At 32.6% G+C, this 24,244-nt stretch carries 25 protein-coding genes; 16 read left to right on the forward strand and 9 right to left on the reverse strand.

Annotation, left to right across the window (positions count from 1 at the left end; translation table 11 throughout):
• Window positions 1-232 precede the first annotated feature (232 nt).
• Window positions 233-1,654: an L-serine ammonia-lyase gene (locus N1F78_RS13755; protein WP_406683743.1), complete on the forward strand. Its 1,422-nt coding sequence runs from the start codon at window positions 233-235 to the stop codon at window positions 1,652-1,654.
• 110 nt (window positions 1,655-1,764) lie between these two features.
• Window positions 1,765-2,457, forward strand: a complete 693-nt coding sequence (locus tag N1F78_RS13760) for a T9SS type A sorting domain-containing protein (protein WP_406683744.1) — start codon at window positions 1,765-1,767, stop codon at window positions 2,455-2,457.
• A gap of 166 nt (window positions 2,458-2,623) precedes the next feature.
• On the opposite strand, the gene N1F78_RS13765 is transcribed toward N1F78_RS13760, so the two are convergent.
• Entirely contained in the window at window positions 2,624-3,085 is a 462-nt protein-coding gene (locus N1F78_RS13765; protein ID WP_406683745.1) for a nuclear transport factor 2 family protein, read from the reverse strand.
• Between the two features lie 222 nt (window positions 3,086-3,307).
• Between N1F78_RS13765 and N1F78_RS13770 the strand changes: the two genes are divergently transcribed.
• The 4 genes from N1F78_RS13770 to N1F78_RS13785 all read left to right on the forward strand — a co-directional run bounded on the left by N1F78_RS13770 (window position 3,308) and on the right by N1F78_RS13785 (window position 7,430).
• Window positions 3,308-4,273, forward strand: coding sequence for a family 43 glycosylhydrolase (locus N1F78_RS13770; RefSeq protein ID WP_406683746.1), 966 nt, complete (start codon window positions 3,308-3,310; stop codon window positions 4,271-4,273).
• A 112-nt stretch (window positions 4,274-4,385) separates the two neighbouring features.
• Window positions 4,386-5,204: a 3-methyl-2-oxobutanoate hydroxymethyltransferase gene (gene panB, locus N1F78_RS13775; RefSeq protein ID WP_406683747.1), complete on the forward strand. Its 819-nt coding sequence runs from the start codon at window positions 4,386-4,388 to the stop codon at window positions 5,202-5,204.
• Between the two features lie 56 nt (window positions 5,205-5,260).
• On the forward strand, window positions 5,261-5,959 hold the full coding sequence (locus N1F78_RS13780) for an RluA family pseudouridine synthase (RefSeq protein WP_406683748.1): 699 nt from the start codon (window positions 5,261-5,263) through the stop codon (window positions 5,957-5,959).
• Between the two features lie 88 nt (window positions 5,960-6,047).
• Complete coding sequence (locus N1F78_RS13785) at window positions 6,048-7,430, forward strand: aldehyde dehydrogenase (RefSeq protein ID WP_406683749.1); 1,383 nt, start codon at window positions 6,048-6,050, stop codon at window positions 7,428-7,430.
• Here the strand turns inward: N1F78_RS13785 and N1F78_RS13790 are convergent.
• Entirely contained in the window at window positions 7,414-8,223 is an 810-nt protein-coding gene (locus N1F78_RS13790) for a sensor histidine kinase (protein ID WP_406683750.1), read from the reverse strand. The two genes, N1F78_RS13785 and N1F78_RS13790, sit on opposite strands and share 17 nt — an antisense overlap.
• 213 nt (window positions 8,224-8,436) lie before the next feature.
• Here N1F78_RS13790 and N1F78_RS13795 point away from each other — a divergent pair, with 213 nt between their 5' ends.
• Window positions 8,437-8,592 carry a hypothetical protein gene (locus tag N1F78_RS13795; RefSeq protein WP_406683751.1) on the forward strand — a complete coding sequence of 52 codons (156 nt, stop codon included), beginning with the start codon at window positions 8,437-8,439 and terminating at the stop codon, window positions 8,590-8,592.
• Window positions 8,593-8,902: 310 nt separating this feature from the next.
• On the opposite strand, the gene N1F78_RS13800 is transcribed toward N1F78_RS13795, so the two are convergent.
• From N1F78_RS13800 to N1F78_RS13815, 4 genes are all read right to left on the reverse strand, one after another.
• On the reverse strand, window positions 8,903-9,619 hold the full coding sequence (locus N1F78_RS13800) for a hypothetical protein (RefSeq protein ID WP_406683752.1): 717 nt from the start codon (window positions 9,617-9,619) through the stop codon (window positions 8,903-8,905).
• Window positions 9,619-10,146, reverse strand: coding sequence for a hypothetical protein (locus N1F78_RS13805; protein ID WP_406683753.1), 528 nt, complete (start codon window positions 10,144-10,146; stop codon window positions 9,619-9,621). Before N1F78_RS13805 ends, N1F78_RS13800 begins: the two co-directional genes overlap by 1 nt.
• An 83-nt stretch (window positions 10,147-10,229) precedes the next feature.
• A complete protein-coding gene (locus N1F78_RS13810; RefSeq protein ID WP_406683754.1) occupies window positions 10,230-10,856 on the reverse strand; it encodes a type II CAAX prenyl endopeptidase Rce1 family protein in 627 nt (208 codons plus the stop codon).
• 2 nt (window positions 10,857-10,858) lie between these two features.
• Window positions 10,859-11,317 (reverse strand): Lrp/AsnC family transcriptional regulator, encoded by a 459-nt coding sequence (locus N1F78_RS13815; protein ID WP_406683755.1) that lies wholly within the window; start codon window positions 11,315-11,317, stop codon window positions 10,859-10,861.
• Window positions 11,318-11,475: 158 nt separating this feature from the next.
• Here N1F78_RS13815 and N1F78_RS13820 point away from each other — a divergent pair, with 158 nt between their 5' ends.
• On the forward strand, window positions 11,476-12,702 hold the full coding sequence (locus N1F78_RS13820) for an aminotransferase class I/II-fold pyridoxal phosphate-dependent enzyme (RefSeq protein ID WP_406683756.1): 1,227 nt from the start codon (window positions 11,476-11,478) through the stop codon (window positions 12,700-12,702).
• Here the strand turns inward: N1F78_RS13820 and N1F78_RS13825 are convergent, their stop codons facing one another.
• Window positions 12,703-13,725, reverse strand: coding sequence for a metal-dependent hydrolase (locus tag N1F78_RS13825; RefSeq protein WP_406683757.1), 1,023 nt, complete (start codon window positions 13,723-13,725; stop codon window positions 12,703-12,705). It lies immediately after the preceding gene.
• A 91-nt stretch (window positions 13,726-13,816) separates the two neighbouring features.
• On the opposite strand from N1F78_RS13825, the gene nhaC reads away from it, so the two are divergent.
• The 5 genes from nhaC to N1F78_RS13850 all read left to right on the forward strand — a co-directional run bounded on the left by nhaC (window position 13,817) and on the right by N1F78_RS13850 (window position 17,734).
• Complete coding sequence (nhaC, locus tag N1F78_RS13830) at window positions 13,817-15,301, forward strand: Na+/H+ antiporter NhaC (protein ID WP_406683758.1); 1,485 nt, start codon at window positions 13,817-13,819, stop codon at window positions 15,299-15,301.
• A 141-nt stretch (window positions 15,302-15,442) separates the two neighbouring features.
• A complete protein-coding gene (locus tag N1F78_RS13835) occupies window positions 15,443-16,087 on the forward strand; it encodes a peroxiredoxin (RefSeq protein WP_406683759.1) in 645 nt (214 codons plus the stop codon).
• Between the two features lie 70 nt (window positions 16,088-16,157).
• Window positions 16,158-16,472 carry a thioredoxin family protein gene (locus tag N1F78_RS13840; RefSeq protein WP_406683760.1) on the forward strand — a complete coding sequence of 105 codons (315 nt, stop codon included), beginning with the start codon at window positions 16,158-16,160 and terminating at the stop codon, window positions 16,470-16,472.
• Window positions 16,453-16,710 (forward strand): DUF6952 family protein, encoded by a 258-nt coding sequence (locus N1F78_RS13845; RefSeq protein ID WP_406683761.1) that lies wholly within the window; start codon window positions 16,453-16,455, stop codon window positions 16,708-16,710. The genes N1F78_RS13840 and N1F78_RS13845 overlap by 20 nt, the downstream gene beginning before the upstream one ends.
• A 175-nt stretch (window positions 16,711-16,885) precedes the next feature.
• Window positions 16,886-17,734: an AbaSI family restriction endonuclease gene (locus N1F78_RS13850; RefSeq protein WP_406683762.1), complete on the forward strand. Its 849-nt coding sequence runs from the start codon at window positions 16,886-16,888 to the stop codon at window positions 17,732-17,734.
• 151 nt (window positions 17,735-17,885) lie between these two features.
• Here the strand turns inward: N1F78_RS13850 and N1F78_RS13855 are convergent, their stop codons facing one another.
• Window positions 17,886-18,356 (reverse strand): ankyrin repeat domain-containing protein, encoded by a 471-nt coding sequence (locus N1F78_RS13855; protein WP_406683763.1) that lies wholly within the window; start codon window positions 18,354-18,356, stop codon window positions 17,886-17,888.
• A 77-nt stretch (window positions 18,357-18,433) separates the two neighbouring features.
• On the reverse strand, window positions 18,434-20,626 hold the full coding sequence (katG, locus tag N1F78_RS13860) for a catalase/peroxidase HPI (RefSeq protein ID WP_406683764.1): 2,193 nt from the start codon (window positions 20,624-20,626) through the stop codon (window positions 18,434-18,436).
• 245 nt (window positions 20,627-20,871) lie between these two features.
• Between katG and tpx the strand changes: the two genes are divergently transcribed.
• The 3 genes from tpx to N1F78_RS13875 all read left to right on the forward strand — a co-directional run bounded on the left by tpx (window position 20,872) and on the right by N1F78_RS13875 (window position 24,235).
• Window positions 20,872-21,372 (forward strand): thiol peroxidase, encoded by a 501-nt coding sequence (tpx, locus tag N1F78_RS13865; protein WP_406683765.1) that lies wholly within the window; start codon window positions 20,872-20,874, stop codon window positions 21,370-21,372.
• A 4-nt stretch (window positions 21,373-21,376) separates the two neighbouring features.
• The gene (locus tag N1F78_RS13870) at window positions 21,377-21,745 is read left to right on the forward strand and encodes a diacylglycerol kinase (protein ID WP_406683766.1); all 369 of its coding nucleotides are present in this window, start codon (window positions 21,377-21,379) and stop codon (window positions 21,743-21,745) included.
• A 111-nt stretch (window positions 21,746-21,856) separates the two neighbouring features.
• The gene (locus N1F78_RS13875; RefSeq protein ID WP_406683767.1) at window positions 21,857-24,235 is read left to right on the forward strand and encodes a DNA translocase FtsK; all 2,379 of its coding nucleotides are present in this window, start codon (window positions 21,857-21,859) and stop codon (window positions 24,233-24,235) included.
• Window positions 24,236-24,244 lie beyond the last annotated feature (9 nt).

Genomic DNA, 24,244 nt, shown 5'->3' on the forward strand with positions numbered 1-24,244 from the left:
GTCATATTTTAATTTGTAATAGTCATATCTGTTTTTGGGCGTTACCTTTCAGGTCGGGCTTTTATTCATAACTTTTTATTTTCGATTAATGGAATTCATGAATATAAATGTTTCGCGTTACACTGTAACTTGCCGCAATCCCTAACGCAATGTGAAAGAATAAATGAAAAGAAACATTATATTTAGTTCTAACAAACTAATCTATATTTGTAATTAAAGTAATTTCAAGTTTATGGAATGTATCTCTGTATTCGATATGCTTAAAATTGGCATTGGTCCTTCAAGTTCTCATACTTTAGGGCCATGGCGAGCTGCTGAACGATTTATTCAAGAGCTTAAAGATTGCAATTGTTTTAATGAAACTGAAAAAGTCACAATAGATCTGTATGGTTCATTGTCTTTAACCGGGAAAGGTCATGCTACAGACTATGCCGTTATTTTAGGGCTATTTGGAGCTGATCCTGAAACAATTGCTGTACAAGACATCTCAATAAATATTGACACGGTTAAATCAACCAATAAACTCCGTTTAAATGGTGAAAAACTAATCCCTTTTAATTTTGAACAGGATATATCTTTTAATAAGAATTTTTTGCCTTTTCATGCCAACGGATTAACCTTTACAGCTTTTACAAGTTCTGAAAAGATTACATCAACATTTTATTCCATTGGTGGCGGATTTGTGGTAAAAGAAGATAGTGATAATTCTAAGAAAAACTTCGAAATTAAATGTGCCTTCCCCTATCCTATTGAAAAAGGAACTGAACTTCTAGAATACTGTAAAACACTTAACAAACCTATTTCTGAGGTTGTACTAGAGAATGAGAAATCCATTCGTTCAGAATTGGAAATTAATTCTGAATTAGAACGCATTTGGTGTGTCATGCTGGAAAGCATGTATATTGGCTGTCATACCGAAGGTATTTTACCAGGTGGATTAAATGTGAAAAGACGGGCTTTTGACATGAACCAAAGCCTAAAAGGATCAAAACCATATTCAAATCCTATTAAATGGATTTATAGTATAAGGGATACTGAGGTTAAATTTCGTCAAATCATCAAATGGGTAAGTTGTTTTGCTTTGGCTGTTAATGAGGTTAATGCATCGCTTGGGCGCGTAGTAACTGCACCTACCAATGGTAGTGCTGGGGTTATCCCTGCGGTTTTAATGTATTATTTGGTTATAGAAAACCATGATGGTAATTTTGAAGATATTAAAAAGTTCCTTCTAGTAGCTGGTGAAATTGGTAGCATCTTTAAAAAAGGAGCAACAATAAGTGCAGCTATGGGTGGTTGTCAAGCAGAAATTGGTGTATCATCAGCCATGGCTGCTGGGGCTTTATGCGAACTACTTGGTGGTACCCCAGAACAGGTTTTAGCAGCAGCCGAAATTGCTATGGAACATCATTTAGGTTTAACCTGTGACCCTATTGGCGGACTAGTACAAATACCATGTATAGAACGTAATGCTATGGGAGCTATAAAAGCCATTAACGCTGCAGAATTAGCTTTAGATACTTCTTCTGAAAGCACCATAGTTCCATTAGACAAAGTTGTAAATACCATGTGGGAAACTGCCAAAGACATGAACACCAAATACAAGGAAACCAGTGAAGGTGGTTTAGCTGTTGGGGTTCATTTAACGGATTGCTAGAAGCAACTTGACTTTGTGAGAAAATTTGGCTAACTTCGTTTAACAGTAGATATAAAACATTGAAACGATTTCATATCAAGTCGTTAGCCACAAGTTGAAAAATAAAAATTATGAAACATTTATTATTATCTATTTTAATAATTTGTTCAATAAAATGTTTTACGCAAGAACCAAATCCTGATTTATTTCAAACCTGGTATATGTATTCTTTTTTAGCAAACGACGGAAGTGAAAAACCTTACGAATTTAATGGTATAGAGAATCCAATAACACCTTTTTTGGTTATTATGGAAAATTTAACTTTTCAAGGTAGTGGTGCTTGTAATACATTCGATGGCACATTCAAATTATCCATACATGATGTTTTAGAAACCGATCAATTTTCAAATTCAACAAACGACTGTAGCATTGACACACATAATTTATTTGAAGATGAATATTTTAGTTTTTTCCAATTGGCTAGCGGATATTCTATAACTTCGGAAGTCAATGGTATGGTTTTAACTATTAATACTGCTGATTTCGGACAAGCCGTCTACAAGAATTTCACAACACTAGATACATCAGATTTCAATTTAAGTAAAATTAAAATTTATCCTAATCCAAGTAAATCTATTATTTATGTAAAATCTCAAAATACTTCTATTACGAAAATTGAATTACATAATTCTTACGGGCAAAATCTAAAAACTATTAATAACAAATTTAAAACTATAGAAATTTCTGACTTGGATATTGGAATTTATTTAATGAAAATTTTTACAGAATTTGGAACGCTGAACAAAAAAATCATTAAAAAATAGAACTTTAGTTGTAAAAAGCTAGTGGCTAACATATTAAAAAAAATGCTCGTTTAGGCTAAACCAAAGTTTGTTGCATTGATTGCTAGCTTTTGATTTACATTCAAAAAACCCTTATACGCAAACACGCAACCTTCCATGTACGTAACCGTTAAACGAAACCATAAAATTACTTTACATCACAACTAGCTCGTCTCCTAGTATCAATCATATAAATGATTTCCCAGTTTTTACCATTTTTGAAAAGCTGAAACGAATTCACTCCGCAATGATGAAATTCATCATTATACCAAAATTCATAAGGTGTCCAGACATTAGCCATATTACCATCAATTTGAATGTTATAAGATAATAAGCGTTCGTCCCACTTCTGGTCAGATGTTCTTGTAGCTATGGCTTTCAAAACTTCACTTGGAGAATCGTTTACCAACTTATCTTCTCCTTGTTTCGTACGGAATGCAGTTTGCATAATGATTTTATCGCTCATCACAGATTTCATAAGCAAAGTATCACCTTTGTGAAAACCTTCAAAAAAAGTGTCAATTGTAGCTTTTGCGGTTTGTTTTTCTTCGTTTTGTCCAACTACCGTTGAAGTGACTGTAAGTATTAGATAAAAAATTATTCTATGCATGGTTATAGTTTTAATTTAAATATATAATATAACTATAAGAACAACTTGTATTAAACAAAATTTTAACAGTTAACCCTTTGCTTTTCATTAACTTAAATGTAATGATGATAATTATATCAAATATCAACAGTCAAGTGTGTTTGTGGTTCTATTTGTTATTTATAAATTAGTTTATTAAAACAAAAAAACACTAAGCATTTGCTAAATTCACTAAAACATATCATGAAATTTTTAAGAAACTCACTTTTACTTTGGCTGTTATTAACTGGTATTAGTTATGGGCAAAACCCATTTGTTACCCACATGTACACTGCTGATCCATCAGCACGAGTATTTAATGATACTTTATATGTATATCCATCACATGATCCTGATAAAGCAGTTTGGTTTGATATGGTAGATTGGCATGTGTTTTCTACTACCGATATGAAAAATTGGACAGACCATGGTAGTGCTATTCATATAGACGAAGTTAAATGGGCAACAAAATACGCATGGGCCCCAGATTGCATTGAGGTAAATGATAAGTATTATTTCTATTTCCCTACAGATCAGTTTCATATTGGTGTTGCAGTTGGAGATAAACCAACTGGACCCTTTAAAGACCCTTTAGGAAAACCTCTTATTTCTATGGATACTGAGGGTGTGGTATGCAATCGCGATTTTATCGATCCAGGAGTTTTTATTGATGACGACGGACTAGCCTATTTGTATATGGGGCAACTGGTTGTTAACGCTGTTAAACTTAATGACGATATGATTTCATATGATGGAAAAGTACATTTATTAGAGGGTACTGATGATTTTTTTGAAGCTGCTTGGATGCATAAGTATCAAGGAAAGTATTACCTATCTTATGTAGGAACTAGTGGAGAAATTAAGTATTGCATGTCTGATAATCCTTTAGGACCTTTTGAATATAAAGGTGTGATATTAGAGAAAATGAACAGTGGTACAAATCACCATTCAATTGTAGAATATAAAGGTAATTGGTATATGTTTTATCATAATTCAGATTTGTATTATACTAACCACCCAGATAAAGAAGAAAAGTTTGGTTGGGGACACCCAGAAAGCCCACATACCTATAGAAGATCAATTTGTGTAGACAGGCTTTTTTACAATGAAGATGGAACCATAAAACAGGTGATTCCTACCAAACAAGGTGTTGAAAAATTAAGTGATTAAAAAAGACGGTGTCTAAAATGTTTTCATTGAAATAATTTCAAGATTAAAATGAATACTAATAAACAAATAGTTTAATTTATTACTTTTACATGCTATTTCTAAACTAAAAAACATGTCTACAGCTAAAAAAGAATATAAGCGCGTTACCGTAAAATCATTGGTTGATATGAAGGCTACCGGTGAAAAAATATCTATGCTTACAGCTTATGATTATACTATGGCTAAAATAGTTGATGGCGCTGGAGTTGATGTGATTTTAGTTGGTGACTCTGCAAGTAATGTTATGGCAGGTCATGAGACCACATTGCCAATTACTTTAGACCAAATGATTTATCATGCGTCCTCAGTTATTAGAGCTATTGATAGGTGCTTGGTTGTGGTAGATTTACCTTTTGGTAGCTACCAAAGTGACCCAAAAGAAGCACTTCGCTCTGCCATTAGAATAATGAAAGAAAGTGGTGCGCACTCCGTAAAACTTGAAGGCGGTAAAGAAGTAAAAGAATCAATAAAACGTATTTTAAATGCTGGCATTCCAGTAATGGGGCATTTAGGTTTAACACCTCAATCTATATATAAATTTGGTACTTATACGGTTCGTGCTAAAGAAGAGCAAGAAGCAGAACAACTTATAAAAGATGCTAAAATGCTTGAACGTACGGGGTGTTTTGCTATAGTCTTGGAGAAAATTCCGGCTGCATTAGCTAAACAAGTAGCAGAAAGCGTTAGCATTCCAATTATAGGAATTGGCGCGGGTCCGCATGTTGACGGTCAAGTTTTAGTATTACATGACATGCTTGGTATGACACATGAGTTTAATCCACGTTTTTTACGTAGGTATTTGAGCTTGTATGAAGACATGACTAACGCCATGAAACAATACGTGTCTGATGTTAAGAGTGTTGATTTTCCAAACGAAAGTGAACAGTATTAATAGTTGTTAGTTGTTAGTTGTTAGTTGTTAGTTGTTAGTGCAAATTTGTAAAATTAGTGTCAAAAAAAATCCTATCAAATAAAGACAACCTACAAGTTTTATATGAAGATAATCACATTATTGTGGTAAATAAACGTGCGGGCGATATTGTTCAGGGTGATAAAACTGGAGACAAACCCCTAAGTGATGTTGTTAAAGAATACATTAAAGCCAAGTATAATAAACCTGGAAATGTATTTCTGGGAACCGTGCATAGATTAGACAGGCCTACCACAGGTATTATAGTTTTTGCACGAACAAGTAAGGCATTACCCAGACTCAATAAGTTATTTTCAGAAAAGAAGGCCCATAAAACTTATTGGGCAGTTGTTAATAATAAACCGCCAAAAAATGCAGATACACTTGTTCATTGGCTTAAAAAAAATCCTAAGAACAATAAGTCCTATGCACATTTAAAAGAGTTAGAAGGAAGTAAAAAGGCTATTCTTCATTATAAAATTCTTAAAACATTGGACAATTATGTTTTAATAGAAATAAACTTAGAAACCGGAAGACATCATCAAATTCGTTCTCAACTGTCTAGTATTGGAAGCATAATTAAAGGAGACTTAAAATACGGCGCCAAAAGAAGTAATAAAGACGCCAGCATTCATCTACACGCTAGACAAATTCAATTTGAGCATCCTGTTTCAAAAGAAGATATTAATATTATTGCACCATTACCAAAAGACCCTGTATGGGATGTTTGTAAATAATGTTTTTTGTCAGTTCGATTGTCACGCCAAGTGTCATACATAAAGAACTTGCTATGTCCAAAATTTATATATTTATAAAAAACTTTATTTGAATAATATTTCAGACATACTTTCAGCTCAAAAAACTTTATTTAGATCTCAAAAAACTAAGGATGTTAATTATAGGCTCAAGCTATTAAAATCTTTGAAAACTGAAATCGTATCTAGAGAACAAGCCATTTATGATGCCCTGAAAAAAGACTTTAATAAATCTGAATTTGAAAGCTTTATAAGCGAATATGGATTGGTTATTTCTGAACTAGATTTAGTTATCAATAATTTGAAAAAATGGGTAAGGCCTAAACGTATAAAATCGTCAATGCTAACCTTTCCGTCCAAAGATTACATCTATAAAGTACCATACGGAAGTGTTTTAATTATTGGACCTTGGAATTATCCATTCTTACTGACTTTGGAACCTCTTATTATGGCCATTGCTGCAGGAAATACAGTTGTTTTAAAACCGAGTGAATTAACCAAAAACACTTCTAATTTAGTTGCAGATATAATTGGAAATGTTTTTCCTAAAGAAGTTGCGGTTTCGTTTCAAGGCGGCGCTGAAGTTGCCACTGATTTGCTGGCTCAAAAGTGGGATTATATTTTTTTTACAGGAAGTGTTCCTGTTGGAAAAATAGTTGCTAAGGCCGCAGCTAAACATTTAACACCAGTTACTTTAGAACTTGGTGGAAAAACCCCTTGTATTATTGATGAAACAGTAAATTTAAAATTAACGGCAAGACGCATTGTTTGGGGTAAGTTTTTAAACGGTGGGCAAACATGTATTTCTGCAGATTATTTAATTGTGAAGTCTAGTATTAAAGATGCTTTTGTTGATATTTTAAAAAAGGAAATCTCACGGGTCTATGGAGACAACCCTAAGGATTCTAAAGATTTTCCAAGAATAATAAATAGAAAGAACACAAAAAGATTAGAAGGTGTTCTGAATGATGTTGATGTTGTTTTTGGTGGTGATACTGATATAGATTCCTGTTATATTGCTCCTACCTTAGTTAATGAACCTCTTTTAGACAGTAAATTGATGTCTGATGAAATTTTTGGTCCCATACTGCCTATCCTTAGTTATGATTCTGAAACAGACATTGAAAAAATCATCTGGTATTATGAAAAGCCCTTGGCGTTCTATGTGTTTTCTAATAATAAACATTTTGTTGAGAGCACTTTAAACAAATTTGAGTTTGGTGGAGGTGTTGTAAATGATTTACTTATTCATTTTGGAAACCACCGCTTACCATTTGGAGGTGTTGGAACAAGCGGTATGGGAGCATATCATGGTAAACATGGTTTCGACACCTTTTCGCATAACAAATCAATTATAAAACGAGGCAATTGGACAGACCCTCCAGTACATTATGCTCCTTACACAAAGAAAAAATTGAAGATCTTAAAAAAAATGTTTAAGTGGTTTGGCTAAAAGGATAATTAATAATCAACTCAACCCCTTGCCCTTTTTCTGATTTTAGCTCAAGTTCAGCATTAATTAAAGCAGCCCTACTTTTCATGTTTAAAAGACCAGAACCTTTTTCAACGGTTGCCATATCAAAACCTTTTCCGTCGTCTTTAGCAATAATAATAAGGTTTTCTGGTTGGTAATCTAAAGTGATGCTTAAATTTTCGGCTTCGGAATATTTTACAGAATTGGATAAAAACTCCTGAATGATTCTAAACAGAACAATCTCATGCTTTTTATTATTAAAGTGCCTTTTTTCACCTTTGGAGAACTTTTGGGCAGACGCGAACTTCATTTTCTTTAAACGGTCTAATTCATTAGAAACCGATTTCTCAAAACCAATGTTTAAAACCACTTCGTTATTCAATGTCTTTGATAGGGCACGAACTTCCTTTAAACTTTCCCTTAAAGCTTCAGAAGTATCCTTAAACTTTTCTTTAATATCGTCTGATGCCTGCATTTTTAAAATACTGAGTTGCATACTTGCAAAAGACAGTAGCTGCCCTATATTATCATGTAGCTCCCAACCAATGTTTTTTAACGTTTGCTCTTGTGTTTCAGTTTGCGCTTGTGTTATTTCGTCTTCAAAAGCTTGCTGCTGTTTTATTTTATCAAGTATAAGTTTGTTCTTTCGTTTTAAAAAAACTACAAAAAACACAATAACTAAAGCGGTTACAATTACCAATAGGGCAATCATATACATTAATAAATAGCGTTCTGACGCTGTACTAACTAAACGTTCTCCGGTCTGCACCATATTAAAGCAAAGGTATAAGTTAAATACATAAATATATTAGCATAAAAATAAACTTGCCACATCAATAACTTGTAATTTAGATCCCAGTTGTAATTATATATATCATAAAAGACCAGAGGTGTTATAATTAACCACCAAATAAAAATCACAGCGCTAATATAAAAGTTTAATGATTTGTAAAAGGTCAATATCTTGTCGCTTTGCAAAATTTCCATGAAAAACAACACGGTGCACAAAAAAACCACAACCGCTCCTAATACTCTAACCAAAGGAAAAAAACCTGTAAAAAAAGTGTCTAAAGAAGCCATCATGTATACCACCGAAAAGGCAAAAAAAGTAATCCCCGCATACTTCACTGTAGTTCGGTAAGATTTCGTTTTTAAAATCTTGGAATAATAAAATGAAAAAAAGACAATAGCGCCAATTTCCCAAAACACGTTATACCACCAATAGTTCCAGATAAACCGGGTTCCTTTAAGAAAATGTAGAAATTTAAAATCCCCTATACGATAAACGTAATCACCAAATAAATCTCCTATGCATAAATACCATAAAAACCATATAAAATATTTAACAGGCGTATGTTTGTGTTTTCCATAGACTAAAATACCAGTAATTGCTGATAAAAACTCTACAGTGTGTGTTAATATGCCATGATAATCTTTGAGAAATTCAACCATCAAGACTTATCAATTTCATTTTCAGGTATACAAAAAATAAGCGCAAAAGTGAAGGTAAGATACATTAAAACATTTGAGAACAAATAAATTTCCCACTTAAGAAATATAAAATTCCAATCGTGATGAGAATTATAAATATCATAAAAAACTAAAGGTGTTATTATTAGCCACCAAATAAAAATAGCGGCACTTATATAAAAGTTTAATGATCTATAGAAAGTTAAAATCTTATCACTTTGCAAAATCTCAATAAAATAGAAAACGGTGCATAAAAATATTAGAAATGCCCCTAAAACGCTTATAATTGGAAAGAAGCGAACAAAATAGTCATCCAAATTATTCAATATATAAATAATAGAAAACACGAAAAATATAGAACCGCCATACTTAATGATATTTTTAAAGTTTGTTTTGGTCAAAATCTTGTAGAAATAAAATGAAAAAAATACAATAGATCCTATTTTCCAATATAATGTGGACCACCAAAAATTTCTAGCAAATTTAGTTCCCTTTAAAAAACTAAAAATACCATCATTAGATATATACTTAACATAAGTACCTGAGAAATCACCTATAGATACATAAATTAGAAACCATATAAAAAACTTAGCAGTTGTAGATTTATACTTTTTATAAAACAACAAACCTGTAATAGCTGCTAAAATTTCTACACTAAAAGTAATAGTGTTTTTATATTCTAATAAAAAGTCATTCATTAATCATTCCCAGAATAATCATCATCTCCACCTGAACCATCATTCAATGGCGGTGTACCAGGGAATTGAGTTGGTAAAACAAAAGGGATAGAAGAAGCTTCTGCAGTTAACTTTTGCCCTTTAGGAGCAATAAACATAGTGGTATAATTAGCTTTATGGGGTGCATTAGCACCATAAACGCCCAAATAAACCCTTATACTATCCATACTATAGCCAAACTTATCTGCTTCTGTTTCGGCATAAATTAAGTAATCTTTAATATCTTTTACAGACCATCCTACTGAGCGATCATCAACTTTTATTTTTCCTTGGGTTTGGGCTGTAATACAGCTATCAACTGCTGGTTTTCTATACTTTGTCCAATTATCATTCAATTCAAGTGCTTGCTCAACAGTAATAACGCCTTTTGGTTTTAAAATTTCAGCAGTAACGACATTTTCTTCTTTTCCTGCTTGTCTTGGACAAAAAAAGTAAGTTGCCAAGGCTCCTATGATAATCCCCAAAATAAGTGGTCTTAAGTTTTTCATACTAAAAATCTTAGTTAGTTAATATTAGTTTCTTTAAAAGTAACAAAAAGAATTGATAATTGTAAGAATTAGAATATAAAAATTCAACTCGGAAATCCTAACATATTACCCATACCTACTGTAAACAACCAACAGCCATAAATAGCGTGTTCAATAGAAACCAATATAGTAGAACTAGTTTTTTTATAGGTTATTGCAAATAATAACCCACCAAGAAATGTAAGTATAGTTACCAATGAATTATTAAAAAATATGTGTCCTAATGAGAATATTATCGCATTTAAAAAGAGAAAAAACGTTTCGTTTTTAACTAAACATTGATAACGTTGAAAAAAGAATGTACGATATATTAATTCTTGAGGGTAAACTGATAGGAACGTATAAATAAACAGTATCATTACCCAAAGCATGGGTTTGTTTTTAATTACTTTAAAAAGTAATTCCTTTTCTGTAAACCAAATAAATAGTGAAGTAACAATAGATATAATAAAAAACTTAACCAGTATTTCTTTCCAAAACACCTTCCAATTTAAGTTAGATGCTATTTTAAACTTTAATTTCTCAAGCTTAAGTAAAACAAAAATTACGTATATAAAACCAATAACACCAATACACATTTTAAGTATTAACGAATACGGAAGTGTAAAACTAATTGGGATTAATATAAAAATAAAGAATAGCTCAAAGCTTTTATACGTATTGGAATGCATATTTAAATATTTATAACCGTGGTATGTTTAACTTCATTAATCACAAACATACTATGTGTGCTACCTATATGATTTATAGTAGTTAGCTTTTTTACCATAAAATCTCTAAATGCTGCCATATCTTTAACCAAAACTTTTAATAAATAATCATAATCACCACTTAAATGATAACATTCCAGGACTTCATTTAATTTGGCAACTTGCTTTTCAAAACTAAATACATAATCTTGACTGTGTTGAACCAATTTTATATGACAGAATACAATGAAGTTTTTTTGAACCTTTTCTTTATTCACCAAAGCTATATAACCATCTATGAAACCTTCTCGTTCTAATTTTTTTATACGCTCATAAACTGCGGTAACTGAAAGGTTTAGTTTGTTCGATAACTCTTTATTAGTTTGCTTGCTATCTTGTTGTATATACTCCAAAAGCCTTTTATCTATTGCATCAAAAACCATAACTGTAAAATTTTCTTAAATATACTGATTTTTACATTAAATAGTGATATATATTTTGTGTTAGTGAATAATTATAGATTTATTTTTTAAAATAACTGTTAGTTGTTGAATTATATTCATAAATATATGAAATTTGATATAACTAAATTTAAACTGTTATGTCTTTCAAGCCCGCAAACCATATTCAAGATTTACAATATTTTGGAGAATTTGGAGGTGTAAATCCTTCTATTTCAGACTCATCGACCTATACTTTTTTATCAGCCAAAACCATGTTTGATACCTTTGAAGGAAATGCAGATGGTTGTTATTTATATTCACGTCACTCCTCACCTTCCAATTTATACCTTGGAGAAGCTTTAGCTGCCATGGAAGGCACTGAAACTGCTAATGTAACGGCTTCAGGTATGGGGGCCATAACCTCTGTTTTATTACAACTTTGTAAGACTGATGACCATGTTGTTTCAAGTAGAACAATTTATGGAGGTACTTATGCTTTTTTAAAGAATTTTACCCCAAAATTCAATATTAAAACTTCATTTGTTGATATTACAGATTTAGATGCTGTTAAAGCGGCTATAACAAAAAATACTAAAGTAATTTACTGTGAATCAGTAAGTAATCCGCTTTTAGAAATTGCGGATATAACAGGGTTAGCAGAAATTGCTAAGCGGAATAACCTAAAACTTGTTGTAGATAACACATTTTCTCCGCTATCAATTTCTCCAGCTAAACTCGGTGCTGATGTAGTTGTTCATAGTTTAACAAAGTTTATAAACGGTTCTAGTGATACTGTAGGAGGCGTAGTTTGTGGTACACAAGATTTTATTAACCAATTACGTAACGTAAATGATGGTGCTTCTATGTTATTAGGAGTAACCATGGATAGTTTAAGAGCAGCATCTGTATTAAAGAACCTTAGAACCTTGCATATTAGAATACAGCAGCATAGTAAAAATGCGATGTATTTGGCAAATAAATTTGAAACCGATGGTCTTAAAACTGTGTATCCTGGTTTGAAATCACATCCATCACATCTACGTTTTAGTAAAATGATGAATGATGAATATGGATTTGGCGGCATGTTAACTATTGATGTTGGCTGTTTAGATAAAGCCAATGAACTTATGGAAATGATGCAAGAACGAAATCTTGGTTATTTAGCAGTTAGCTTAGGGTTTTATAAAACGTTGTTTAGTGCACCCGGAACATCAACATCTTCCGAAATCCCTTTAGAGGAACAAAAAAACATGGGCTTAACAGATGGTTTAATACGTTTTTCAATTGGTCTGGATGCCGATATAGAGCGCACCTATAAAATGATGCGCACTTGTATGGAGGAACTTAATATTTTACAAGTAAAAAAAGTTACAAAAGTAGCCTAGTTACTTCCCTTTTAACCGTGTCCAAAGTGCATTTAATGCATCAGAAATATTGTCTTCGTTTCTTTCAAAAGGTTTCATGTTTAATTCACCATTATCATCAAACAAAAGAAACCTAAAGACTGAAGAGGTAGAGTTTTTTTCGCTTGTTATAGGGTAACGTAAATCATTATATTGAAATTCGTTCTCTCCTACTTTATAGATACTATAATAATGGTTACTAAACCATGCTAACTTTTTTACACGTTTATATTTTTCAGGAGACACATCGCGTACTTTCTTCAATTCTCTAAAATCTGAAAAAAGGTCATCTTTATCTAATAAGGAATAATACCCAACCCAATAGGTAGAATCTGTTTCTGCAACACCGTACCATAAAATATTATTAAATATTGTTGGTTGTGTATAACCACGTTTAAAATCTATTTTATTTGAAATTAACGATTTGTTGAACACAGAATCCATATACAGCTTGTTGCCAAAAGTGAACAATAAATACAAAGAACTTATACCAATACCAAGTTTTAATATAAAGTGTCTTTTTACAGAAACTCTATTAAAAAACATTAGAATTATAAGACAAACTAAAAATGGTAAGGTGTAAATGGGGTCTACAACAGCAATATTATTTAAAGCTACTCTATAATTAGTAAAAGGTGAAAATAATTGGGTGCCATAGGGTGTAAAACAATCTAAAATAGGATGTGTAAATAATGACCAAAAGAAGAGGTTTTTCCAATCTTTAAGATCTGTTGTACCTTGTCTATTTCTGGTGTTATAAAACTTATAGGTTAACCACCCCAAAATAATGGCCGCAATTAATGAAAAGAAAATGGAATGCATAAATCCACGATGGAATAACATGACATCAATTTCGTTTCCATGAATCCAGCTTCCTACAAAAACATCTAAATCTGGAATGGTGCCACCAATGGCACCAAAAAGAAGGGCTTTGTTTCCAATTTTCTTACCTAAAACTGCTTCACCACAAGCAGCTCCTAAAACAATTTGAGTTAATGAATCCATACCTAGTTTAAAGTCAAAACAAATTTACAGAACTATTTTCATTTGCAAGGGTTACATGATTATTGTAACATTACAATTATAAAATTACTTCATGGAGAGCCAAAACATAAAACCAAGAGAACCCCAAGACGAAAACATAATTGAAAATAAAGAACTAAGTATATGGGAAGCTTTAATTCCGGTAATTGCTTTGGTTGTGATGCTTTTCTATAATGTTGGTTTTGTTTATGGTGATGATGCTTTAAGCGGAAGCAATCAATTTATTCTACTATTAGGTGGTGCTGTTGCTGCCATTGTTGGTTTTTATAACAAAGTATCTTACAAACAAATGCTTGATGAAGTTGCCGAAAACTTAAAATCAACATCAGGCGCTATTGTAATTCTTCTTTTGGTTGGAGCTTTGGCAGGTACTTGGTTAATTAGCGGTATTATTCCATCTATGATTTATTATGGGCTTCAAATATTAAATCCATCTATATTTTTAGCGGCATGTGTTATTATTTGTGCTATAATATCTATTGCTACCGGAAGCTCTTGGACCACTTCAGCAACCGTGGGTATTGCCTTAATTGGAATTGGGGAAACCTTAGGTATATCTTTAGGAATGACAGCTGGAGCTGTACTTTCGGGGGCTTATTTTGGAGATAAAATGTCGCCATTAAGTGATACAACAAACTTAGCTCCTGCTATGGCCGGTGGCGAATTATTTTCGCATATAAAATATATGTCAATCACAACAGTGCCTACCATTATAGTTACCCTTCTTGTTTTTGTAATTATTGGTTTAAACATTGATACATTGGGTACTCCAGATATTTCAGATAAACTTGAAGCTATAAATGGGGCCTTTAATATTTCTCCATGGCTATTCTTAGTGCCGCTAGCAGTAATATTTTTAATAATAAAGAAAACACCACCGTTAGTAGCCTTATTGATAGGTACACTTTTAGGCGCTGTAGCTGCTTTAATTGTACAACCAGATATTGTAATGGCTGTTACGGGAGCAGAAACATTTACATTTAAATCGGCCTATAAAGGCATTATGCAAGCCATTACTGTAGATACCGCTGTTGAAACCTCAAGTGTGGAGTTAAATGATTTATTCACCGCTGGTGGTATGAGTGGTATGCTTAAGACCATTTGGCTTATTATATGCGCTATGGTTTTTGGCGGTGTTATGGATGCTATAGGTGCATTATCTAGAATTAGTAAATCTGTTTTGCATTTATTTGATTCTGTGTTTGGTTTATTTTTAAGTACCGTTATAAGTTGTTTAGGTTTAAATGCGCTTGCTAGCGACCAATATTTGGCTATTGTAGTGCCAGGTAGAATGTATAAAAAAGCTTTTGAAGAGAAGGGTTTAGCGCCAGAAAACCTTAGTAGAACACTAGAAGATTCTGGTACAGTAACCTCTGTTTTAATTCCATGGAATACCTGTGGCGCCTACCAATCTGGTGTACTTGGCGTACCAGTAATAGATTATTTTGCTTTTGCTATTTTCAATTGGTTAAGCCCGTTTACAACATTAATCTTTGCTGCTTTCCGTATAAAAATTAAGCAACTTAGCACTAAATAACTGAAAATTATAGCCTTAAGAAATTACTATAAGTATTTTCTATTTATTTATAAGAAATTAAAATTTTCATTTCTTAAAAAAAGCATGTCGTATTTTATATTTGCCCCCTGAAAATTAGTAACAATTTAATATAAAATACATATGTCATTAGTAGGAAAAAAATTTCCAAATTTAAGTGTTGACGCCATGAACGATCTTGGAGACACTTTTAAAGTAAACGTACTTGAAGAAGCTGTAAAAAACAACAAAAAAGTGGTATTGTTCTGGTACCCTAAAGATTTTACATTTGTTTGTCCAACAGAGTTATACGCATTTCAAGCAGCTGTAAGTGAATTTGAAAAAAGAAACACTATTGTTATAGGAGCTTCATGTGATACACCAGAAGTACACTTTGCATGGTTAAATACAGAAAAGAACAATGGTGGTATAGAAGGTGTTACCTACCCTCTTTTAGCAGATTCTAATAGAAACCTAGCATCTACATTAGGTATTTTAGATATTACAAATGAAACTTATAACGAAGAAACTGGTGTTGTAACTGTTGAAGGAGATAATGTAACATACAGAGCTACTTACATCATTGATGAAGAAGGTGTTGTGCAACATGAAAGTGTAAATAACATGCCTTTAGGTAGAAACGTTCAAGAATACATAAGATTGGTAGATGCCTTAACTCATGTTCAAGAAAAAGGTGAAGTTTGTCCTGCAAACTGGGAAGAAGGTAAAGAAGCTATGAATGCTAATAGAGATGGTGTTGCAGAATATTTAGCTGCTCACGTAAACTAAATAATTCCAAAATATAGATTCCAAATTCCATTTTTTACTTCGGAATTTGGAATTTAAAACTCCTATTATTATGGTAAAAGAATTGGAACAAGATAATTTACAAAGTTTAGTTGCAGAAAGTAGTACTGTTGTAGTTCAATACTCTGCTACTTGGTGTGGTAATTGTAGAATAATGAAGCCTAAAATGAAAAAATTGGCCTCAGAATTGGAAGACGTTACTTTTATAATTGCTGATGCTGAAAAGTTTCCGGAATCTAGAAAATTGGCCACGGTTGATAACTTACCAACCTTTGCTACTTTTAAAAATGGAACTTTTATAAACCAAGTACAGACTAATAAATTTGATGTTTTAAAAGACTTAATAAATGAAGTTACCAGTAATTAAACACCTTACACAGTTTATTGAGGAAAACGATGAAGATTTCGTGGTTGAAACTATTGAAACTTTAGAAGCTTTAACCGAGGTGCCTTCACTTAAAGATGAAGAGCTAGATGTTATTGGAGAGCTTATCTCTAATATGTACGGCGCCGTTGAAGTTAATAAGATGATAAAAGATGGTACACCTAAAAAAGAGGCATTAAATAGTTTTATGCAACGTGTTTTAGGATCCATAGACGCTTAGAGAAAAAGAAAAATTTGAATTATAAACCACTTCTATATAGGAGTGGTTTTTTTGTTGAGCATTATTGACTTTGTAAGAATTTTTAACTAACTTCGTTTAACGTTGGATATAAACAATATGCAATACAATTTATATCCATAAGACCATTGACATTCATTAAAAACAGAACGTAAAATTGACAGAATTAGAGTATATAATAAAACAGATTTCTAAAACAAATAAAAAGAACTTTGAAAATTATGTAGTAACTCGAATTTGGCACGGAATTAATCATCTTGACATAAAATTCACAACACAACAATACATAAGACGACCAAACGGACACGCTTTGACTGATATGTATTTTCCTCAATTTGACTTACACATAGAGGTTGACGAACCATTTCACAATAAACAAATAGAAATTGACTTAAAACGAGAAGTAGATATAATTGAGGCTACAAACCACAAAATTTTGAGAATAAAAATTTCGGATAATCTTAAAAGTATTAACGACCGAATAGATAAAATCATTTCAAAAATTAGAGAATTAAGAACTGAAAAAATTAAAAATGGAATTTTTGAACCTTGGGATTTAAAAAAAGAGTTTGACCCAGATTACCATAGAAAAAGAGGTTATCTATCGGTTTCAGAAAATCCAGCGTTCAGAACAATTTTAGATGCAAGTAACTGTCTTGGTCAAAATTACAAAGGAGTTCAAAGAGCTTGGTTTAAAAGCAAAGTTTATGAGAATCATAATTTATGGTTTCCAAAGTTTTATGAAAACAATGATTGGGACAACAGAATAAGTTCGGACGGAAAAACAATATTTGAAAAATGTAAAATAGACGGTAGAAAAGACACTCATTATTACGACTTAATAAATCAATCAACGAAAAGAATAGTCTTTCCAAGAAGCATTGATAATTTAGGATTTGTACTTTATCGTTTTAAAGGAATATTTGAAACCGATAAAGAAAGGTCAAGTCCAGAAAATGGAATGGTTTATAAACGGATTGACACTCGGATTGAAATAAAAAAATAACGAAATGCCAACAATGTATAACCGCAATTACGGCGGATTCGACTTCGTCCGAATCTACTCGCAATTGCTAACGTCAGTGCTCAACCGAAAAATTTGCGTATTTTAACCCGTAACTGACGGTTATACGAGACCGTTAAACGAAACTTCAAAATTACTGTAACAACTCCATAATTTCTTTAAACTCTTTTTCCTTGGCATAATCAAAAGCAGTGTTACCATTTACATCTTTAACGGTAGTATTAGCATCATGCTTTAACAACAATGCTACCATTTCAACTTGATTATACATGGTGGCAAAAATTAATGGTGTTACACCTTGTGCATTTTTAGCATTTACATGAGCGCCATTTTCAATTAATAGTGCAGCTATATCTGTATTCCCTTTAAAAGCCACACCAATTAAAGCGGTATTACCAGCAGCATCTGTACCATCAACATTGGCATGGTATTTTAATAATATTTCAACCACCTCCTTTTTATCAAAATAGGTTGCAAAGATTAAGGGTGTAAAACCACGTTGGTCTTTACCATGTATCAACTCTGGGTTTTGTTTTAAAAGGGTTTCTACACGATCTGGCGCAACAGTTTTAACTGCTTCTAAGAAAAAATTTATGTCGTTCATATTAACTTAATCATTAAAAAATTGGGACAAACACAAATATATGTTTATCCCAATTTTAACTAAACAACTAACTCAAATTATTTTAAATCAAATCTATCAGAATCCATTACTTTGGCCCAAGCCGCTACAAAATCTTGAACAAATTGGGTTTCGCCATCATCAGCACCATATACCTCGGCAATAGCCCTTAACTCTGTGTTAGAACCAAATATTAAGTCAGCACGAGTACCCATAAATTTAACAATACCTGTTCTTCTATCTTTCCCTTCAAAAAGGGTGTCATCATTTGAAGTGGCACTCCACGTATAAGTAAAATCTAAAATATTCGTAAAGAAATCATTGGTTAAATGCCCTACATTATCTGTAAATACTCCATGATTAGAACCATCATAATTGGTTCCGATAACACGCATTCCTCCTACTAAAGCAGTCATTTCAGGAATTGATAGATTCATTAAGTTGGCTCTATCTATTAATAAATCTTCAGCATCAACTTTTAAATCTGTATTAATATAATTTCTAAAACCATCAGCTAAAGGTTTTAGGTATCCAAAAGATTCTATGTCTGTTTGTTCTTGAGAAGCATCACCTCTACCTTGAGTAAAAGGCACGGTAACAGTATGGCCAGCATTGTTAGCAGCTTCTTCTATACCAGCATTTCCTGCTAGAACAATCAAATCTGCCATAGAAATGTCTCCACTAAATTCTTTTTGAATGCCCTCTAAAACTTGCAACACTTTTTCTAATTCAGCAGGATTATTAACCTCCCAACTTCTTTGGGGTTCTAATCTTAACCGCGCACCATTAGCACCACCACGTTTATCAGAATCTCTGTATGTAGAAGCAGAAGCCCAAGCTGTAGTTACTAATTGAGAAATACTTAAACCAGAGGCTAATACCATTTTTTTGATAGAAGCTATATCTGTATCACTTAAGGTATAATCTACTTTTGGTATTGGGTCTTGCCAAATTAACTCCTCTTGAGGTACTTCAGGACCTAAATAACGGTCTACTGGCCCCATATCACGATGAGTTAATTTGTACCAAGCACGAGCAAATGCATCTTCAAAAGCAGCATGATCTTTATGAAAGCGCTGTGATATCTCTAAATACTTAGGGTCTGTCTTTAAGGCCATATCAGCCGTAGACATCATTAAAGCTTGTGTGCCATGTCCTCCTGCTGCAGGAGCTTTTCTGGCATCTCCATTACTCGGTGTCCATTGATGCGCACCTGCAGGGCTTTTAGTCAATTCCCAATCGTAGTTTAACAACACATCAAAATAATCATGATCCCACTGTGTTGGGTTTGGTGTCCATGCACCTTCTAAACCACTGGTTATGGTATCATCTAAAACACCAGATTTATAAGAGTTTTTCCAACCTGTACTCATCTCTTCAATAGATGCACCATGCGGTTCTGCCCCCACATAATCATCTGGACTAGCGGCTCCATGTGCTTTTCCAAAAGTATGTCCGCCTGCCACAAGTGCAACGGTTTCTTCATCATTCATGGCCATTCTTCCAAAAGTAATTCTAATGTCATGTGCAGATTTCATAGGATCTGGTTCACCGTTTGGTCCTTCAGGGTTTACATAAATTAATCCCATATGTACAGCTCCTAAATGTCCTTCTAAATCACCATCACTGGTATCATAACGATCGTCATTATCTAACCATCCTGTTTCAGAACCCCAATAAACATCTTCTTCTGGTTGCCAAATATCTTCACGTCCGCCAGCAAAACCAAATGTTTTAAAGCCCATTGATTCTAATGCACAATTTCCTGCTAGAATTAGGAGGTCTGCCCATGATAATTTTTTACCATATTTCTTTTTTATAGGCCACAACAACAACCTAGCTTTATCTAAATTTCCATTATCAGGCCAACTATTTAATGGTGCAAAACGCTGTGAACCCGAAGCTCCTCCTCCTCTACCATCTCCAACTCTATATGTTCCTGCACTATGCCATGCCATTCTAATCATAAATGGCCCGTAATGTCCGTAGTCAGCAGGCCACCAATCTTGTGAATCTGTCATTAAATCAATGACTTCTTGTTTTAACGCAGAAAAGTCTAAACTATTAAAAGCCTCTGCATAATTAAAATCTTGTTTATAAGGATTCACATTTTTTCCATGTTGTCGCAAAATGTTTAGCTTTAGTTCATTTGGCCACCAATCACGGTTTTTTGTACCACCACCTGCAGGTTGTTTTTGTGTGCCACTCATAAATGGGCACTTACTAATGTCGTTTTTGTCTGTACTGTGCATAATACTTTATTTAATTTTGTTGTAATGTTTTTTTTGAATACCTAAAGTTACTAAATGTTTGTTTACTATATGGTTAAAAATATTTTAATAAATTATATTAAAATTGATAAAATCTATTGGGCACAAGAATTCAATAGTTAAATAATATACTTTGTTGATTCTTCAAGAAAAAGATTAAATCTATTTATGATTATAAGAAGTAATAATTGTTATTTTAGTTGCTCAAAAAAACAAAACTAGAAAACATGGCAACACTATCATTAAAAGGAACAGCAATAAATTCAAGGGGTGATTTACCTGAAGTTGGGAGTCAAGCTCCTAATTTTGAATTAGCGGCGGCTGATTTATCAAATAAAACTCTAAGTGATTATAAAGGAGTTAGAGTTATTTTAAATATTTTCCATAGTATAGACACTGGTACTTGTGCCGCTTCGGTTAGACAATTTAATCAAGAGGCCGCTGAATTAGAAAACACTAAGGTATTATGCATTTCTAAAGACTTGCCATTTGCAATGAGTAGATTTTGTGCAGCCGAAGGGATTGAAAATGTTGAAATTCTTTCTGATTTTAGAGATGGTAATTTTGGAGAAGCCTACAATTTAACCTATGTGGATGGCCCTATTAGAGGATTATTAGCTCGTGCTATTATTGTACTAGATGAAACCGGAAAAATTCTTCATACAGAACAGGTTTATGAAGTTGTTGAAGAACCAAACTATAAAGCTGCATTAGAAGTATTGTATTAAAATAATGAAAAAGAAAGAATCCTTCTTGGAAAATCGTTTAAAAAGTGTTGGATACGCTTTTAAAGGGGCTATATACTTAATTAAAACTGAGGCCAGTATTAAAATTCAGTTAGTTATAGCTATTATTGTTTCCATAGGAGGGTTTTTTTTTAACATTTCAACTACAGAATGGGTTTTGCAATGTTTTGCAATTTCTTTAGTAATGTCTGTTGAAGGAGTTAATACAGCAATTGAGGGAATGGCAGACTTTATTCATCCTGAACATCATAAAAAAATAGGAATAATTAAAGATGTAGCTGCTGGTGCTGTTTTTATTTCAGCTTTTTTTGCCATAATTATTGGTTTAATTATATACTTACCTAAGATTTTTTAAAATAATATTCTAACTAGGATAAACGTTAGTAATTTGTATTTTTGTTGCATCGTGTAAGCGATTCAATTTTGAACCTGTTTCAGAATCTCATATTCATACTTTAAACCATTAATGGCTAAGAGAAAAAGTAAGACTAAAACTAAAAAAAGACTTAAAGCTCCGAGTTTTAAATTATCCAATCAGCAAAAGCTAGTTTTTGGAAGTTTTTTGGTGATTTTTGGGGTTATTTTATGTATTGCTTTTATTTCTTTCTTTTTTACTGGAGAAATAGATCAAAGTACACTTTCAGATTTTTCATCCAGAGATACAAAAGCTGAAAATTGGTTAAGCAAAACTGGGGCTTGGTTAAGTGACTTTTTTATTCAAAAAGGATTTGGGGTTGCATCTTTTATTTTCTCGGGTCTTATTTTTCTATCAGGAATTTATGTTTTGATGAACCTTCCGAAGGCAAGATTAGGAAAGCATTGGTTTTGGGGAACTTTAATAGTTATTTGGTTATCAATATTTTTTGGATTTTTTACAAAGAACTACGATATTTTGGGTGGTACTATTGGTTTTGAGGTTAATATGTTTCTTCAGGATTATATTGGTAAAATAGGAACCTCTCTAATCTTATTGTTTGGTTTAATTACTTATTTAGCCATCCGCTTTAAAGTTACTTTTGAAAGTTTTACTACTCTTTTTAAATCGGCTAGAACAGATATTAAAGAAGAGTTTACAAGTATGAATGATGATGCTGTTATTGTAGTAGATAATAATCTTTCTGATGAAGCTGAGGCTATTAAAGCGGCTTTTGAGATTCCATTAGAAAACAATACAACAAAAAAAGAACCTGAAGTTATTAAGGAGAAACCTTTAGATATAATAAAGGATTCTTCAAAACTTAAAATTGAAGAACCAGAAATTGAAATTAAAGTAGAGGAAACTACCGAAGAACAATCTGAAACAGATAATTTAGCAAATAAATTGGTTGAGGATTTTGGACAGTTTGATCCTACCTTAGAATTAAGTAATTATAAATTTCCTCCATTAGAGCTTCTTAAAAAATATGATACCGAAGGTATAACTATTAATCAAGAAGAATTAGAAGAAAACAAAAACCGTATAGTTGATACCCTTAGTAATTATAAAATCGGTATTGCAAGTATTAAGGCTACTATAGGGCCAACTGTTACACTTTACGAAATTGTTCCTGAAGCTGGTGTTAGGATTTCAAAAATTAAAAATTTAGAAGATGATATAGCATTGTCATTGTCTGCCCTGGGTATTCGTATCATTGCACCTATTCCAGGTAAAGGAACCATTGGTATAGAGGTGCCCAATAAAAATGCTACTATTGTTTCAATGCGCTCTGTTATTTCATCAAAGAAATTTCAGGCCTCCGAAATGCAGCTTCCTATTGCTTTAGGAAAAACAATTAGTAACGAGACCTTTGTAGTAGATTTGGCAAAAATGCCGCATTTACTTATGGCCGGTGCCACTGGTCAAGGTAAATCTGTTGGTTTAAATGCTGTTTTAACTTCCCTACTTTATAAAAAACATCCTGCTGAAGTTAAGTTTATTTTAGTAGACCCTAAAAAAGTTGAATTGACGCTATTTAATAAAATTGAGCGTCATTATTTAGCTAAACTTCCAGATAGTGAAGAAGCTATTATCACTGACAATACTAAAGTAATTAACACCTTAAATTCGCTTTGTATTGAGATGGATAACCGCTATGAGTTATTAAAAAATGCTATGTGTAGAAACATTGCAGAGTATAATGCAAAGTTTAAAGCTAGAAAATTAAATCCTAATGATGGTCATCAATTCTTACCTTATATTGTTTTGGTGGTAGATGAGTTTGCAGATTTAATTATGACCGCTGGTAAAGAGGTTGAGACACCCATTGCACGTTTAGCACAATTAGCACGAGCCATAGGAATTCATTTAATTATTGCCACGCAGCGTCCTTCTGTTAATGTAATTACTGGAATTATAAAGGCTAATTTCCCAGCAAGAATAGCATTTAGAGTAACTTCTAAAATAGACTCTAGAACCATTTTAGATGGTGCTGGTGCAGATCAGCTTATTGGTCGTGGTGATATGTTATACACCCAGGGTAATGATATGATTAGAATACAATGTGCCTTTGTTGACACTCCAGAAGTAGAAAAAATAACAGACTATATTGGCTCACAAAAAGCCTACCCAGATGCCTATCTTTTACCTGAATATGTTGGTGAAGAAAGTGGCACAAGTATTGATATAGACATTGCAGATAGAGATAAACTATTTAAAGAAGCTGCAGTAGTTATTGTAACAGCACAACAAGGCTCTGCATCTCTTTTACAAAGAAAATTAAAATTAGGCTATAATAGAGCTGGCAGGTTAATTGATCAATTAGAAGCTGCTGGTATAGTTGGACCATTTGAAGGTAGTAAAGCTAGACAGGTTTTAATAACAGATTTAGTTGCTTTAGACGTTCATCTTGAAAATGAAAAATTATAATATAATGAA

This window comes from Seonamhaeicola sp. MEBiC01930, assembly GCF_045277075.1.
Lineage (GTDB): Bacteria > Bacteroidota > Bacteroidia > Flavobacteriales > Flavobacteriaceae > Seonamhaeicola.